11 protein-coding genes and 1 pseudogene are annotated in these 16,375 nt (G+C 38.1%); 7 read left to right on the top strand and 5 right to left on the bottom strand.

All coding sequences use genetic code 11. From position 1 onward, the window contains the following. Positions 1-102: 102 nt before the first annotated feature. The gene (gene tig, locus AWM74_RS08265; protein ID WP_026465914.1) at positions 103-1,383 is read right to left on the bottom strand and encodes a trigger factor; all 1,281 of its coding nucleotides are present in this window, start codon (positions 1,381-1,383) and stop codon (positions 103-105) included. Between the two features lie 259 nt (positions 1,384-1,642). Here tig and recU point away from each other — a divergent pair, with 259 nt between their 5' ends. The 3 genes from recU to AWM74_RS08250 all read left to right on the top strand — a co-directional run bounded on the left by recU (position 1,643) and on the right by AWM74_RS08250 (position 5,847). Next, positions 1,643-2,257, top strand: a complete 615-nt coding sequence (gene recU, locus AWM74_RS08260; RefSeq protein WP_026465913.1) for a Holliday junction resolvase RecU — start codon at positions 1,643-1,645, stop codon at positions 2,255-2,257. A 24-nt stretch (positions 2,258-2,281) separates the two neighbouring features. Next, the gene (locus AWM74_RS08255) at positions 2,282-4,738 is read left to right on the top strand and encodes a transglycosylase domain-containing protein (protein WP_051218226.1); all 2,457 of its coding nucleotides are present in this window, start codon (positions 2,282-2,284) and stop codon (positions 4,736-4,738) included. Between the two features lie 161 nt (positions 4,739-4,899). Then, entirely contained in the window at positions 4,900-5,847 is a 948-nt protein-coding gene (locus AWM74_RS08250; protein ID WP_026465912.1) for an alpha/beta fold hydrolase, read from the top strand. Between the two features lie 78 nt (positions 5,848-5,925). Here the strand turns inward: AWM74_RS08250 and nrdF are convergent, their stop codons facing one another. Genes nrdF through nrdI form a run of 3 tightly spaced genes read right to left on the bottom strand, consistent with a single transcriptional unit; the run spans position 5,926 to position 9,465 of the window. After that, positions 5,926-6,897, bottom strand: a complete 972-nt coding sequence (nrdF, locus tag AWM74_RS08245) for a class 1b ribonucleoside-diphosphate reductase subunit beta (protein ID WP_003142549.1) — start codon at positions 6,895-6,897, stop codon at positions 5,926-5,928. Between the two features lie 32 nt (positions 6,898-6,929). Further along, the gene (gene nrdE, locus AWM74_RS08240; protein WP_051218223.1) at positions 6,930-9,113 is read right to left on the bottom strand and encodes a class 1b ribonucleoside-diphosphate reductase subunit alpha; all 2,184 of its coding nucleotides are present in this window, start codon (positions 9,111-9,113) and stop codon (positions 6,930-6,932) included. Further along, on the bottom strand, positions 9,094-9,465 hold the full coding sequence (gene nrdI / locus AWM74_RS08235) for a class Ib ribonucleoside-diphosphate reductase assembly flavoprotein NrdI (protein ID WP_003142546.1): 372 nt from the start codon (positions 9,463-9,465) through the stop codon (positions 9,094-9,096). Before nrdI ends, nrdE begins: the two co-directional genes overlap by 20 nt. Positions 9,466-9,900: 435 nt before the next feature. Here nrdI and AWM74_RS08230 point away from each other — a divergent pair, with 435 nt between their 5' ends. Beyond that, the gene (locus AWM74_RS08230) at positions 9,901-10,362 is read left to right on the top strand and encodes a CopY/TcrY family copper transport repressor (protein ID WP_034258154.1); all 462 of its coding nucleotides are present in this window, start codon (positions 9,901-9,903) and stop codon (positions 10,360-10,362) included. A gap of 4 nt (positions 10,363-10,366) precedes the next feature. On the opposite strand, the gene AWM74_RS08225 is transcribed toward AWM74_RS08230, so the two are convergent. Next, positions 10,367-11,047: a uracil-DNA glycosylase gene (locus tag AWM74_RS08225; RefSeq protein ID WP_026465909.1), complete on the bottom strand. Its 681-nt coding sequence runs from the start codon at positions 11,045-11,047 to the stop codon at positions 10,367-10,369. 190 nt (positions 11,048-11,237) lie between these two features. Here AWM74_RS08225 and AWM74_RS08220 point away from each other — a divergent pair, with 190 nt between their 5' ends. From AWM74_RS08220 to AWM74_RS08210, 3 genes and pseudogenes are all read left to right on the top strand, one after another. Beyond that, positions 11,238-12,116 carry a Cof-type HAD-IIB family hydrolase gene (locus AWM74_RS08220; RefSeq protein ID WP_026465908.1) on the top strand — a complete coding sequence of 293 codons (879 nt, stop codon included), beginning with the start codon at positions 11,238-11,240 and terminating at the stop codon, positions 12,114-12,116. A gap of 389 nt (positions 12,117-12,505) precedes the next feature. Continuing rightward, positions 12,506-14,059: a Ppx/GppA family phosphatase gene (locus AWM74_RS08215; RefSeq protein ID WP_026465907.1), complete on the top strand. Its 1,554-nt coding sequence runs from the start codon at positions 12,506-12,508 to the stop codon at positions 14,057-14,059. Between the two features lie 42 nt (positions 14,060-14,101). After that, positions 14,102-16,258: pseudogene (locus tag AWM74_RS08210) on the top strand (RNA degradosome polyphosphate kinase); the annotation flags it as partial. Positions 16,259-16,375: the final 117 nt, after the last annotated feature.

The following is a 16,375-nucleotide window of genomic DNA, read 5'->3' as shown; positions in this document are numbered from 1 at the left end:
TAGTTGGATAGTAAAAAACCGAGCTCAGGCTCGGTTTTTTTCTTCTATATATGAAAAAGCCAAGGATTAACTCCCTGGCTTTTATGTCCGAATAATCTTAAATTATGCTTCTTCAACAGTGTCAGTGATTAATGCCATTGCTTTTTTCAATGCAATATCATTTTTTAACATGTCTTCAGTTACAACGTTTTTAACTTCTTCAACAGTCATGCCGTAAGTTTCAGCTAATGTAGCAATTTCTTTTTCTACATCTTCAACTTCTGCAGTAATGTTTTCATCTTCAACGATTTGCTCAAGAATTAAGTTAGTTTTTACACGTGTATCAGCATCTTGCTCGAATTGAGTATGCAAGTCAGCTTCAGTTGTACCTGTTAATTGGAAGTACATTTCTTTAGAGATACCTGAACGTTGCATTTCGTTTAAGTAGTGGTCCATTTGACGGTGAACTTCTTCATGTACCATTTCGTGTGGTAAATCAGTAATTTCAGCGTTCTCTACCGCTAAACGTAAAGCTTCTTCTTCGCGAGCTTCTTTAGCTGCTGCTTCTTTTTGCTCAGTTAATTCTTTACGGTATTTTTCTTTTAATTCGTCTAAAGTTTCAACTTCTTCGTCAACGTCTTTAGCAAATTCATCATCTAATTCTGGCACTTCTTTAGTTTTTACTTCATGTACTTTAACTTTGAAAGTAGCATCTTTACCAGCTAATTCATCAGCATGATATTCTTCAGGGAATGTAAGATTTACTTCTACTTCATCGCCTTCTTTAACACCAACTAATTGGTCTTCAAAACCAGGGATGAATGAGTTAGAACCTAATTCTAATGAATGGTTTTCCCCTTTACCACCTGCGAAAGCTTCACCATCTTGGAAACCTTCGTAGTCGATAACAACAGTGTCACCAGTTTCAGCAGCGCCTTCTTTTAAAGCTAATTCGCTTAAGTTAGCTTGTGCTGCAGATAAACGATCGTTGATTTCTTCTTCAGTAACTTCAACTTCTTGTTTAGCAACAGTTAGGTTTTTGTATTGACCCAATTTAACTTCAGGTTTAGTCGCAACATATGCAATTAATTCCCAGTCAGCATTTGGCTCAGCAGATTTAATATCGAAGCGAGGTTGTGTAACAACTTCTAAACCTGATTCTTCAACAGCTTTTGTATAAGCTTCTGGTAAAACGATGTTTACAGCATCTTCAATTAAAGATTGCTCACCAAACATTTTTACAAACATTTGATAGTTTACTTTCCCTTTACGGAAACCTGGGATAGATACATCCTTTTTGATTCGGTTAAAAGCTTGTTTCTTAGCTTGTGCTGCATCCTCTTTTGCTACGGTAAAGTGTAAAATACCTTCGTTTGTTGATGTTTGTTCATAATTTACTGACATTTAAATTCCCCTAACTCTAGTTATATTTACTAATCGATTACGCATTTATGCATAATCTTAACATCATAAAATACTACACTAAAACTGGCGAATTGTCTAGTTAATGAGCCAAAATGCCATTAATGTTATACTATAAGGGTGGATATTTCTTGTTTTTATATTAAAATCCGTGTTAAAACTATGGTATATGTCCTAATTAGGATAAAATAGAGTAAATATGGTGTCAATTTTTTTGTGCCATATTCTGAAGGAGGTCATCATGAGGTATCCCAACGGTAAAGTCTACCAATCTAAGACGAATCGTTCACTATCCGCTTCTTCTAAAGGGAAAGCAAACTTTGCCAAGCGTGGTATGAAGCTGGAGGAAATGATTAATCAAGCCAACCAGTGGTATTTATTGCGTGACAAAGCTATTATTCACAAAAAGCCAACACCAATCCAAGTTGTTTCAGTCGACTATCCAAAAAGAAGTCGCGCTGTGATAACTGAAGCCTACTATCGTACAGCTTCCACAACAGATTATAATGGTATCTACAAAGGGCACTATCTAGATTTTGAGGCTAAACAAACAAACCTTAAAACCAAGTTCCCCCTTCATAATATTCATCAACATCAAATAGATCACATGACAAATTGTGCCAATCATGGTGGGATTTGTTTTGTCCTGTTTCTATTTAAAGAAAGAAATGAAGCCTATGTTTACCCTATATCTGCCTTGTTGGAAGACTGGACTGCTTTTGTGGCCAATGACATCACTGCAATTCCATTAAAGAGAATTCAATCTGAAGGTGTCCAAGCAAACATGGGGTATCAACCCCGAATTGACTATTTAGCAGCTGTGGATGAAATGATTGCATCCCATCATCATATTTAAATAAATGTATTAGGAGTGATAAGTATGAGTCAAGATCAAAACTCAAGACGACGAAGCCAAAATAATCACAAGTCGTCTAAAAGAAATCAAGGTAAGCGAGGTAAGTCTAACCGCTCTGGTATGGCCCTTTGGAAAAAGATCCTACTTGGTGTTGTTGGCGCCGGTGTAGTAGTTGGGGTAGCCCTTTCAATCATTGCCTATTCCTGGATTTCTGATAGCCCTGCAATCACCGAAGAAGATTTGTACGGTACCATCGCATCTAGTGTATATGACAATGAAGGAAACGTTGTGTACGAAACTAGTCAAAACGATCGAATAATCGTTGACGAAAGTGATATTTCGCAAACAACATTTGATGCCGTTACTTCGATTGAGGACCAACGCTTTATGGAGCATAACGGTTTTGACCCGATTCGTATTGCAGGTTCATTTTTGGCCAACTTAAAGGCGGGCGGGATTGCACAAGGTGGTTCAACCCTAACCCAGCAATTAGTGAAGCTAACCTCTTTTTCAACTAATGAGGAAGACCAAACTTATAAACGTAAAGTCCAAGAAATCTGGCTAGCGATTCAATTAGAACAAGACTACTCAAAACAAGAAATCTTTGAGTTTTATATTAATAAAGTCTACATGGCCAACGGTGTCTACGGTATGGGGACTGCTGCTGAAGTTTACTATGGTAAATCTTTAAGTGAGCTGTCAATAGCCCAAACTGCCCTATTAGCTGGTATGCCACAAGCACCTAACGCTTACGATCCATATTCAGATCCTGAAGCTGCTGAAGAAAGGAGAAACTTAGTACTTGCAGAGATGTTGGATAATGAAAAAATTACTCAAGAGGAATACGACGAGGCAGTAGCCACACCAATTGAAGATGGTTTACAAGATATTGACACTGAGTCAACTGAACAATCTGAAACTGCAATTATGTTAGACTCTTATATTCAAGAGGTTGCCACTGAAGTTGAGGAAGCAGGATATGACATGTATTCAGACGGTTTACAAATCTATACGCATTTAGATATGGATGCCATGACTGAAATCTACAATACAATCGAGGATGAAGATGGTTATTACTTCACAAATGACAACATGCAAGCTGCAGCGTCATTAGTGGATACAGAAACGGGTAATATCCTAGCCCTATACGGTGGACGTAACCAAGAAGGACAATTGTCTTATAACCGGGCAACGCAGTTAGAACGAAGTGTTGGTTCTTCTATAAAACCATTTGCGGACTATGCTCCTGCTATAGAATATCTAAACTACTCTACCGAATCTTCTATTAAAGATGAAGAACACGAATTCTCAAGTGGTGATGAAATTAACAACTGGGATAACTTATATCAAGGGACAATTACACTCCGTCAAGCCTTAATTGGTTCACGTAATATTCCAGCCTTAAAACTATTGCAAGAAGTAGGTACTGAACAAGTAGATGAATTCCTACAAGGTATGGGCATTGTGTTAAATGACGGAAATGGTGTTTATGAAGCTAACTCTATCACTGGTGAGATTACGCCATTACAATTGAGTGCCTCCTATGCTACTCTAGGTAATTACGGTGAATACAACCAACCACGTGCGGTTGATTACTTTACAACTTTCGATGGTGAAGAAGTCACTATTGATTCAACAAGCAACCAAGCGATGGATGAGTCAACTGCATATATGGTAACCGATATGCTTAAAGATAACTTCACGGATACTTCATATGGATTATCTACTAACTATCATACAGCTGGTCTAGCTGAAGCAGGTAAGTCTGGTACAACAAACTATACTGAAGATCAAGCTGCTGAACTTGGTGTTGATTCAAGCGCGGTACCTGACACTTGGATGTCAGGTTATACGACTGATTACGCCCTATCAGTATGGACTGGTTATGATAACCCATTCTCTACCGATGAAGTTGGCTATATTGATGGGTCAGATAGATATATTGTAAGTTACCTATACCAAGCAATTATGGGGTACCTATCTACGACTTCAGAAAATGCAGATTGGGTACAGCCTGATTCAGTACATGAAGTGAAATTAGTCAAAGATGCAATACCAGATGAATTCCCTACAAACGCGACACCATCATCACAAATCTTAACTGGTTTGGCTAACGATGACTTGTATTCAGATTACCAAGCTTGGTTAGCATCTGGAAATGCGATTGTACAATCATCGTCATCATCTTCTAGCCGTGCGTCATCAAGTAGCTCAAGTTCTATTTCTAGTTCAAGTTCTTCATCGTCAAGCTCAAGTTCTTCATCAGCTGCAGAATCGAGTGAAGAATCTAGCTCGTCTGAGAGCGAGTCTTCTGAGTCTAGTGTGAGTGAAAGTTCTGAAGTTGAAACGCCTTCGAGTGAAGTGGAATCTTCAAGTGTTTCATCATCCACTACGCAACCAAGCGCCTCATCATCATCTAGACCAGCAGGCACTGGCGACGACGAGGATGTTGAGGACGAGGAAGTAGACGAAGCTGCTTAGGACCTGAATTACCAATTGAATCAATGATATAACGATATTTTAAAAGGCCTGTGACGTTTTGTCACAGGCCTTTTCTATTCCATAAATTATATATCCCTATTTATTGTGCTTTAGAATTGAAGACACTATAATAGACTTAACTGAAAAAAAGAGGGGAAATTATGTTTGCATTAGACTACTATAACACTGTAACTATTCCATCAGCTTCACCTGACCGCCCTTATATCCCTGTTTACGCTTGGCAAAACGCTGATCATCCAAAAGCCATTATCCATATTGTCCATGGGATGTCAGAATTTGGTGGTCGCTATAAAAAAGTGGCTGAGTCATTTGTGGACCAAAACTTTTTAGTCATCGCCCATGACCATATTGGCCATGGAGGACTAGCTAAAGAACACAACCGTTTAGGCTATTTTGGCACGACAGATGCTGCTAAAGTCATGGTTGAAGATTTACATCGAGTTGTTCAAGCAACTAAGAAACGCTATCCCGATTTACCCTATTATGTGTTAGGTCATTCAATGGGGGCATATATAACCCGTTTATATCTTGGTCAATATAGTGAGGAAGTAGACGGCGTATTATTGAGTGGGACGAACGCCCATAGCCCTATTTTCGCGACAGGTGCAGCCTTAGCACCTATTTTAAATACCTTGCATCCAGATGCCTACAATTACTATATCCATCAAAAACTATTCGGTACGGGTATAACTGATGACCCTGCTGTTGCCAATGCTTTTCCAGAATATTGGTATCCGCCTAAAAATGGTGAAGATAGGGATTGGCCGCTAGTTGGCTTTGTTTTCACCAATAACGGTTTTGCAGAGTTAGTAAAAATTGCCCATAAGGCAACTTTACCCAGCTGGACCCGAAACATCCGGAAGGACTTACCAATTGCCATTATTGCTGGTCGTAACGATCCACTGATTAATGGTGGTAAAGAAACCCACAAACTGGTTAAAGAATTCACCCGTTCTGGTTTTGATGATGTCACAATCATGATGTTTGAAAATCGCGGTCATGAATGTTTAATGTACGGCAATACTAGACCCGTTTACCAAATAATCAATAATTGGTTTAAGAAACAACTAAAAACCATTCATGATTAAGTATATACAAAAAAACATGCAAAAATCGCGCCTGTCATTTTCGACAGGCGCGATTTTTTATGTAGCAATATTTTAACTTTAAGTCCATTTTTCGTAGTCTTCGTCTGACATGGCTTCAACTTGCCCTAGTAAGTAACCATTACCTACTTGTGAGAAGAAGTCATGGTTTGAAGTACCGGTAGAAATACCGTTCATAACGATAGGGTCTACATCATCCGCTGTATCTGGGAACAATGGATCAAATCCTAAGTTTTGTAATGCTTTATTGGCATTGTAACGTAGAAAGATTTTCACATCTTCAGTCCAACCTAAGTCATCATAGATGTACTCGCTGTATTTCGCTTCGTTTTCATATAATTCAAACAATAAGCTGAAGGCCCAGTTTTGCATGTCTTCTTGCTCTTCTTTCGATAATTGATTGAAAGCAATTTGGAATTTATAACCAATGTAAGTACCGTGGACACTTTCGTCACGTAAAATCAATTTAATAATTTCAGCGACGTTTGGCAATTTACCGTTTCCTAAGTACCATAGTGGTGCATAGAATCCTGAGTAGAATAAAAATGATTCTAGGAATACTGAAGCCACTTTTCTTTGTAAGTCAGTACCGTTTTGGTAAATGCCGTTAATACGGTTCGCTTTGTATTGAATAAATTCATTTTCCCGTGTCCAGGCAAAGATTTTATCAATTTCTTTAGGTGTGTTTAAAGTTGAGAAAATAGATGAATACGATTTAGCATGTACACTTTCCATGAATTGGATGTTATTGTAAACCGCTTCTTCATGTTGAGTACGGATAGATGCTTTAAGTGATTCCATACCATCTTCAGATTGCAAAGTATCTAGTAGTGTTAAACCACCAAATACTTTTCCAATCATGTCTTGTTCTCTAGCTGATAATGTACGCCATGTATCTAAATCATTTGATAATGGAATACGTGTATCTAACCAAAATTGTTCTGTTAACTTTTCCCAAGTCAACTTGTCAATCATATCCTCAATATCATTCCAGTTAATAGCAATATAAGGATTTTCATTAAAATTCGTCATGTGTGTTCCTTCCTTATTCCAAGTGCAATCGATTAAACAGTACAGCTTTCACAGTAATTTGCGCCAACTTCTTCGTTGTTATCTGTGAATGTACGTACGTAGTAAATAGATTTGATGCCACGTTTCCATGCGTAACGACGCAAGATGTTTAAATCACGTGTCGTCATTTTGCTTGTACGCCCTTCTTTCCAAGGGTATAAACCTGCAGGAATATCTGAACGCATGAATAAGGTTAAACTCATACCTTGATCAATATGTTGTTGAGCAGCTGCATAAATATCGATAATACGACGGTTGTCGATATCGTAAGCAGATTGGTAATAAGGTAGAGTCTTATTGCTTAAGAATGGTGCTGGATAGTAAGTCTTACCAGTTTTCTTTTCTTGACGCTCTTCAATCAATTGGATGATTGGATGTAAACTTGAGCTTGTTTCATTTACGTAAGAAATTGAACCAGTAGGCGCAACTGCTAAACGGTTTTGGTGGTATAAACCATGCTCTTGAACGGCAGCGCGTAAGGCTTTCCAGTCTTCTTGAGTTGGGATGTGAATTCCTTCAAATTGTGCTGCAACTCTTTCAAATTCAAACGTTGTTTCTTCATTGATGTATTTGTCAAAATATTCACCTGTCGCATAAGTTGAGTTTTCGAAGTTTTCGAAAGTGATACCACGTTCTTTAGCGATTCTATTAGATGCTACTAAAGTATAGTAGTTTAATAGTAAGAAGTATTTGTCTGTAAATTCAATCGATTCTGGTGAACCATAGTGCATTTCATTTAAGGCAAAATAAGTATGTAGTCCCATTGCACCTAAGCCGATAGTATGTGCTAAGTCGTTACCTTTTTTAATTGAAGGTACTACGTCAATAGCTGATGCATCTGTTACATAGGTCAAACCACGAACCATTGTATCAATAGATTTACCAAAGTCTGGCGAATGCATTAAGTTGTTGATATTTGTCGAACCTAAGTTACATGAAATATCTGTACCTAATTCTTCAAATGTTTGGTCGTTGTTGATAATTGAAGGACGTTGTACTTGTAAAATTTCTGAACACAAGTTACTCATAACAATTGTCCCATCAATTGGGTTTTGGTCATTTACAGTATCGATATTGATGATGTAAGGATAACCAGATTCTTGTTGTAATTTAGAGATATCGTCTTCTAAATCACGCGCGCGAATCTTAGACTTCTTGATTTCTGGGTTGTTTACCAAGTTATCATACTCTTCTGTAATGTTGACATAGGCATAAGGTTTACCATAAATACGTTCAACATCATAAGGGCTGAATAAGTACATCATTTCGTCTTTTTCTGCTAATTCATAGAATTTATCGGGTACAACTAGACCTAGTGATAAAGTCTTCACACGGATTTTTTCATCAGCGTTTTCTTTTTTCGCAGATAAGAATGATACAACATCTGGATGGAAGACGCTAAGGTAAACTGCACCTGCACCGTTACGTTGCCCTAATTGGTTAGAGTATGAGAATGAATCTTCTAGTAATTTCATGACTGGAATGATACCTGAAGAAGCATTCTCAATTTTCTTAATTGGGTCTCCGGCTGCACGAATGTTTGTTAGGTTAACCCCAACCCCACCACCTAAACGAGATAGTTGAAGTGCTGAGTTGATTGTACGACCAATTGAGTTCATGTCATCTGTTGCTTGGATTAAGAAACAAGAAACCAATTCTCCACGACGTTTACGACCAGCATTTAGGAAGGTAGGTGTCGCTGGTTGGTATCGTTGGTTGATCATTTCATCACGTAAATCGCTCGCTACTCGCTCGTCACCATTTGCTAAATATAAAGCAGTGAACACGATACGGTCTTCGTAACGCTCTAAATAACGTTTACCGTCGTTTGTTTTTAGTGCGTATTGTGTATAGAATTTGTAGGCACTCATAAATGATTTGAAACGGAATTTGAAGTCATACGTTTCCTGCATTAAACGTTTCACAAATTCACGGTCGTATAAATTCAAGAACCCTTCTTCTAAGTAGTCATGTTCAACTAAGTAGTCGATTTTTTCATCTAAAGTATAGAAGAATACGGTATTTGGGTTAACGTGCTCTAAAAAGTAAGCCCGTACCGCTTCTTTATCTTTCTCGATTTGAATTTGTCCGTCTAGTGGACGGTTAACCTCGTTATTCAGTTTGAAATATGTAATTTCTTTTTCTTGTACTACTGCTTTAGGTTGGTCCAATTTCATTCACCTTTTCTTTCATAATTGTAACGTCGTTCACATTTCCCTGGAATTCAAAAGTTAACAGCAAAGGCACATTATACGCTTCTGCTAGATCTTTTGCAGTAAAACAATAGAGTTCATTGAAATTTAAATTCCCTGAACCACAAACGCCTTTTAAATACGTTAGATTTTGGCCAGTTTCAATAAAATCATTTAGTATTTCGGTCACTTCAATATCATAAGTTGGAGCAATCACGATATAGGGTTCGTTAATTTCTTGAAAAGCATTATCCATTGTAATTCTCAGGCTATCCATTTCAAGTTTATTTACAAACTTGTGTGTCTGTCCGGTTAGAGACATGTACACAATTTTCACATCACATTCCTCCTATTCAAAAAAAACGACACCACTACATGTAGTGGTGTATTTCTGTTACATATAACTATATATGGTTCATTCTGTAATTTCAACTATTTAAGACCGGTATTGTTTCAGGAAAAAATAAACCAATCCTGATATCCAGACGCTATTATAAAATACAATCATCAGTCTAAGCCAACAATTAAGGCAATTCATCTGAAGCTTAAATAATTATTCGGGCCTTTTTTGCCCACAAATAAATCTTTTGCTTGAAAATTTTATTTTAAATTATGAGATGATTTATACAAAAAATGTTTTAAGTCTATTTTTTTGCAAATCTATTATTACAAATTAACTACAGAAAATCCATTTGACTTGCTTTTAACCATCTACAAATGTAAACTAAAATTGATTCAATCATCTGATATCGACTACTGAAAGGAGTCAGCGATGACAAGCAATATTATCCAAGAAAAAAGACAAGATTTCCAAGATGTTTCCGCTGCTGAGTGGGAAGTCATGCGGGTCGTATGGGCGCAAAAAGAAACGAATTCCCGCACCATTATCGCCTCGTTAGAGGACAAAAAAGATTGGAAAGCCGCAACGATTAAGACCTTAATAGGCCGCCTAACTAAAAAGAACTGGCTAGAAACGACTAAAAACGGTAAATCATTTATTTACCGCCCGGCAATCGATGAAGACACTGCCTTAGAAAACCAAGCACAGACCCTATTAAATGGTTGGTGTAATACCGATGCTGACAAGGTGATTTCTGCACTTATTCAAGCCTCTGTATTAGACGATAAGATGAAAGATAATATCCTCAATGCCCTAGACCAAGCCACTTACGTTGACCATGTTACTTGTAATTGTACGCCCGGTCAATGTATCCACCATCCAGAAACCCATTAATCACCTATTCTGACACTCGCCAATCAATTGGTGTCCGCCCTGATTTTTCCAGCAATTCATTTGCCTTGGAAAATGGCTGAGTCCCGAAAAAGCCACGTGAGGCAGATAAGGGACTCGGGTGCACTGAACTTAGAATATAATGTTTATTTTCATCAATTAAAGTAGCTTTGGCCTTTGCGGAATTGCCCCATAAAATAAAGACAATGGGTTCAGGCGCTTGATTTAAGGCACTAATCGCCGCATCGGTTAAAACTTCCCAGCCTTTGCCTTTATGGGCATTAGCGCTAGACTCTGGCACAGTCAAAACTGCATTCAATAATAAAACGCCCTGGTCAGCCCATTCCCTTAAATCTCCATGACTAGCTGGTGTAATGGCTAAATCTGCTTCAAGTTCTTTATAGATATTACGTAATGATGGTGGGATTTTTACCCCCTTATTCACCGAAAAACTCAAGCCCTGCGCTTGACCAGGTTGATGGTAAGGATCTTGTCCTAAGATAACTACCTTCACTTGATTAAATGGCGTGCGCGCAAAAGCTTCATAAATATTGTCTGGGTCCGGGTAAACCGGGCCTTTTTCATATGCTTGTATGATAAAATCTTCGAGTCGTTTAAAATTCTCAGACTCTAATACTGGCGCTAATTCTTTGGCCCAGTCACTTGGCATCTTCCCTAATCTTGTCATGCTTTACGCTCCCCTCTTCTAAATAGTCCAACTTTCATTATAACATGCATTACGTCTTTTGTGATTTACTGATTAGTCATACTACTGGTTAGATTAGGTTGGTATCTGTTTTTCCATGCACCGTTTGATTAGTTAATTTAAATTGACCGTGGTAAACTGAAATTAACTTAATTGAGATAGGAGCTTACAAATGATTGAATTGATTGTTTCAGATATGGATGGCACCTTGTTGGACGAAAATATGGATATTCCACAAGCAAATATTGATGCGATAATGCATACGTATAATAAAGGGATTCCATTTGTTGTATGTACTGGCCGTAATTTTACAGAAGCTAAAGTCAAATTGGATGAAGCGGGTATCCGTTGCCCGATTATCGGCTTGAACGGCTCAATCCTTTTTGACAGAAATGGAAAAGTAGAATACGAAGTAGATATAGATGACCAAACTGCCCTTGATATTCTAGATAAGGGTTATGAAGCGGGCTTTTATATGGAGGCCATGACCAGTAAAAATGTCTACTCATCTTCATTAGAGCAACGCATTCTTGCAATTACGGAACTGATTCACGAGATGAATCCGGAAATGTCATTAGAAGAAGCGAGAACGCGTGCAACTCAATCAAATGAGGTAACAACCATCGATTATCGTGATGATTTAAGAACTTTGATCACTGAAGAAGGTCAAGCCATTATAAAGATTACATTTGTCGATGCAGACCCTGAAAATACGATTAAACCATTAGCGGCAGAACTAGGCGATAAATATCCTGATACCCATATCACCTCATCATTTAAGTACAATATTGAAATCAACCATGCTGATGGGACTAAGGGTAAGGCTATTGAAAAATACTGCCAAGACCATGGGTACAACATCAATAATGTCGTGGCAGTTGGGGATAATTTCAATGACGTGTCTATGCTAAAAGCAGCTGGTTATTCGTTCGCAATGGCCAATGCAGAACCGGAAGTGAAATCATACGCTAAATATGAAACAACTAGTAATTACGACGGTGGCGTGGCGAATGCCATTTACCAGTCACTGAAAATGGCTGAAAACGACTGAAATATAGTGACTGTAAAATCACTATATAGTCACCATTCACTCAGACACTAGACTTTATAGGAGTTGGCTTATGAACAAGAACTATTTAACCGACCCAAGAGCCGAACAATTACTGTCATGTAATTGGAGTATTTTGGGAAAGGTCGGAAGAGTTTGACTTTCGTAGCCCGATATTACGGCTATCGTTAAATAACAATTAGGGGGGGTTGTGGCTTTGATGTCACGGCCCTCTTCTTCTAGAATCCCCTATCTAATTCCCTGCAGAAATAGTCTTTTACTTATCGGGAAATATTATTTCGGATTTGCTGAAATTGCGTTATACTAAGCCTAAGATAAATTTAATTTTAGTTGTTACTGAAGTACATGAAAATCGAAAGGACACAATAGTTATGAAAGAACGAATTGGTTTGATTGATATAGGTTCAAACTCTATTCGCCTTGTTGTCTTTCAAGTCGAAGATAATTTAGCCATGCGAGAAATTCAAAACATCAAAATTCCCGCACGGATTTTTCAATATATTAATGATGATCACGAAATGTCGCAGGATGGTATTGACACCCTAGCCCGGATAATTGGCGCCTTTGCAAAAGAAGCGGCTATATTAAAAGCTGACCGCATCTTGCCAAAAGCAACTGCAGCCATCCGACAATCAAAAAATAAAGATGACATCATCAATCAAGTGAAGAAAAAAACTGGTGTCACCATTGAATTAGTGCCAGAAGAAATGGAAGCTTACTACGGATTCTCTGCAGTCGTTCACTCTATGAGTGATTCTGACGGTGTATCCATTGATATCGGTGGTGGCTCAACAGAAATCACAGTCTTTAAGGACAAGGAATTGGTTGAAGCCTTCTCTTTCCCATTTGGGGCCGTATCATTACAAGAAAAATTCTTTAACGGGAAAGACTTCAATGATGCTAAAAGCATCAAGGAAACACGTAAATTTGTCCGCCAAGCCTTTTCTGAACAACCCTTCTTTGAAAAATTAAACCTACCAATCTTTGCTATTGGTGGTTCTGCGCGTAACGTTGCCCGTGTCCACCAAATGCAGTCAAATTACGGTATGGCTGGTTTACATGGATATACAATGAAGCCAAAGCAAATTGACCAAGTCTTTGATACCTTTGTCGACTTGTCAATGAAAGAGATGCTCAAATTAGAAGGTTTGTCTTCTAACCGAGCAGATATTATTGTGCCAGCGACAATCGTTTTCCAAGAATTAATTCAAACCGTTGATTCACCAGTATTTAAGTTCTCACAACAAGGATTGCGTGAGGGTATTGTGTATGAATATTTAGAGGAAAAATACCGGTCTGCCTTCGACATCCATCGAGTGGCCCAACAAACAGTTGAGCGATTATCTAGTATTTACCAATTTTCAATGCCTGATTCAGCGCAACGAATGGTGATTGCTCGCCAGTTACACGCGGCCTTAAGTGAAGATGGCTATTTGAAATTGAATGATCGTGAATTAGAGTTAATGAATTATGGGGCATATTTGTACAATCTTGGGGAAATGATTGAACCAGGAAATGCATCACAACATACCTTCTATTTACTTTCTAACTCTAACTTAAATGGATTCTCGCATCCTGAAAGATTAGCCCTTTCTATTTTAGCTTCATATAAAAATAAAACTTTATTTGACCAATATTTAACAACCTATGGAGAAATGCTAGACGATAAACAAGTGGAAACCCTTCAACACATTGGAGGACTGATCAAGTTTGCTGAATGTCTAAATGATTCTCATAACAATATTGTGAAAAGTATGGATACCGTGATGAAAGGTAATAACCTGATTCTACGTATCTTCTACCAAGGAGAATTATTATCCGAAGTCTACCGTTCTGAGGACCAAAAGAAACATGTAGAACGTGCAATCGGGAAAGACATTACCCTAGAGTTTATAAATGCAAATTCATATCGGGCCATTTTATAACAGTTACTAATCTCTCCGTAGCTTAATGAAAAGGAGAATACAAAAATGACTGAACAAATCAAATACGATCTTGATAATCCTGATTACTATGAAAACCGAGAAGTCTCTTGGTTAAATTTTAACTACCGTGTATTACAAGAAGCTGCTGATGACAGAAACCCTTTATTAGAACGATTAAGCTTTCTAAGTATTGGGACGTCTAACCTAGATGAATTTATGATGGTCCGGGTTGCTGGTTTACAAGATCAATTCCACTTAAATGTGAATGAACTGGATAGTAAAAAGCAATGGACACCTGAACAGCAATTAATCGCCATCGCGGATAAGAACCATGAAAATAACGAATATCAATATGCCCTATACCAAGAATTGAAGAAAGAAGTGGCAAAACACAATATCCACTTTATCCGTTTCAACGAAGCGCCTACTCGTCGCCAAGAGAAAATGAAAACATTCTTCTTCAATGAAATTTACCCAACGCTTACACCACTTGGTATTGATGCTTATCGTCCTTTTCCAAGCTTAAACAACAAATTAATTCATATTTTTGTGAACTTAAGTCGTGAAGGCGAACAGCAAGTAGCAATTGTCCCAATTCCACAGTTGGTGAACCGTTACTTCCATTACGAAGAAAATGGTCACTACTACTTCATTAATCTAGAAGATATTGTGACAAACTTTATTGAAACCTTATTTACTGGCTATACTATCGAATCTAGCTTCTTGTTCCGTGTGACCCGTAATGCCGATCTAGACATTCAAGAAGATGGCGCGGACGATTTATTAACAGTCATTGAAGACTACTTAGTAGAACGACGTAACGGTATGGCCGTTCGTATCGAAATTCAACAAGAAGAAAATTATGATCAAGAATATATCCATGCAGACCTTGAATACCTGCTGGAAGAATTGGGTCTATTAGAACGTGACCTTTACTTTGTAAACGGTCCACTAGACTTAACCGGCCTTGGGGATGCCATCGATGTTTTGGAAAACTACTTCCCTAACTTACGCTATGAACCATTTAAACCGGTTTACCCTAGCGAATTACAAACCACTAATTTATTCAAATTAGCTGAAAAACGTGATATCTTCCTACACCACCCTTATGATTCATTCAAACCAGTGGTCGAATTTATCCAAGATGCAGCCAATGACCCACATACCCTTGCGATCAAGCAAACTTTATACCGAGTATCGGCGAATTCACCAATTATTTCAGCCTTAAAAACAGCTGCTGAACGTGGTAAACAAGTAACAGTTTTAGTGGAATTGAAAGCACGTTTCGATGAAGAAAATAATGTCCAATGGGCAAAAATCTTAGAAGAAGCTGGTTGCCATGTAATCTATGGTAAAACCCACCTTAAAACCCACTCTAAAATTGCCATGGTTGTGAAACAAAAGAATGGTCGCGTTCACCGTTACGTCCATCTTGGAACTGGTAACTACAATGATAAGACTGCCCGTTTCTATACTGATATGGGGATCATAACAACTAACGAAGGGATCGCGGAAGATGCAACAGACTTCTTCAACTATCTAAGTGGTTACTCTAACCAACCCGACTACCACTACCTACACGTATCACCTTTTGCGATTCGCGATAACTACATTGAAGATATCGAGGATGAAATTCAAGCCCACAAAGCAAATGGTAATGGTCATATTATTGCCAAAATGAATTCACTAACGTCAAAAGATGTCATCAGAAAATTATACGAAGCGAGTCAAGCTGGGGTAAAAGTAGATCTGATTATCCGTGGTATTTGCTGTCTGGTACCGGGTATTCCTGGCGTATCAGAAAATATCAATGTCATTTCAGTTGTCGGTCGATTCCTAGAACACAGCCGTATCTACTGGTTCAACAATAACGGTGATGAGAAATTATTCTTATCATCTGCTGATATGATGACCCGTAACATGATCCGCCGTGTAGAAATCGAGTTCCCTATTTTAGATGAACATATCCATGAAGAAATCATGGAAATCTTGAAAGTATACTTAGAAGATAATACCAAAGCGCGTTACAAATTACCTGACTGTACCTACCAATATGTACAAAATGATTTAGCGCCAGTAGACTCACAACAAATCTTCATGCAGAAGGCTTTAAACGAAGGCGAACAAGCCAGAACATCTGCCCCGCGCAGTAAAATGACTTGGTTTGAACGTTTGCAAAATAGACTAAATAAAAAATAGTGACGGATTTTAATAATCGGTCGCAATAAAAATAGCACCTTTGGATTAAATGTATTTGATTCAAGGGTGCTAATCATGTACCATGAGTATGGTCAGGCGTTTTACGCCACGAATCTT

The organism is Aerococcus urinaeequi, from assembly GCF_001543205.1.
In the GTDB taxonomy this organism is placed as follows: domain Bacteria; phylum Bacillota; class Bacilli; order Lactobacillales; family Aerococcaceae; genus Aerococcus; species Aerococcus urinaeequi.
This window is presented reverse-complemented; position numbering and strand designations above follow the sequence as displayed.

Excerpts from the sequence above, each read along its gene's own strand:
- tig (WP_026465914.1), bottom strand. The coding sequence starts at position 1,383 with ATGTCAGTAAATTATGAACAAACATCAACAAACGAAGGTATTTTACAC.
- recU (WP_026465913.1), top strand. The coding sequence starts at position 1,643 with ATGAGGTATCCCAACGGTAAAGTCTACCAATCTAAGACGAATCGTTCA.
- AWM74_RS08255 (WP_051218226.1), top strand. The coding sequence starts at position 2,282 with ATGAGTCAAGATCAAAACTCAAGACGACGAAGCCAAAATAATCACAAG.
- AWM74_RS08250 (WP_026465912.1), top strand. The coding sequence starts at position 4,900 with ATGTTTGCATTAGACTACTATAACACTGTAACTATTCCATCAGCTTCA.
- nrdF (WP_003142549.1), bottom strand. The coding sequence starts at position 6,897 with ATGACGAATTTTAATGAAAATCCTTATATTGCTATTAACTGGAATGAT.
- nrdE (WP_051218223.1), bottom strand. The coding sequence starts at position 9,113 with ATGAAATTGGACCAACCTAAAGCAGTAGTACAAGAAAAAGAAATTACA.
- AWM74_RS08230 (WP_034258154.1), top strand. The coding sequence starts at position 9,901 with ATGACAAGCAATATTATCCAAGAAAAAAGACAAGATTTCCAAGATGTT.
- AWM74_RS08225 (WP_026465909.1), bottom strand. The coding sequence starts at position 11,047 with ATGACAAGATTAGGGAAGATGCCAAGTGACTGGGCCAAAGAATTAGCG.
- AWM74_RS08220 (WP_026465908.1), top strand. The coding sequence starts at position 11,238 with ATGATTGAATTGATTGTTTCAGATATGGATGGCACCTTGTTGGACGAA.
- AWM74_RS08215 (WP_026465907.1), top strand. The coding sequence starts at position 12,506 with ATGAAAGAACGAATTGGTTTGATTGATATAGGTTCAAACTCTATTCGC.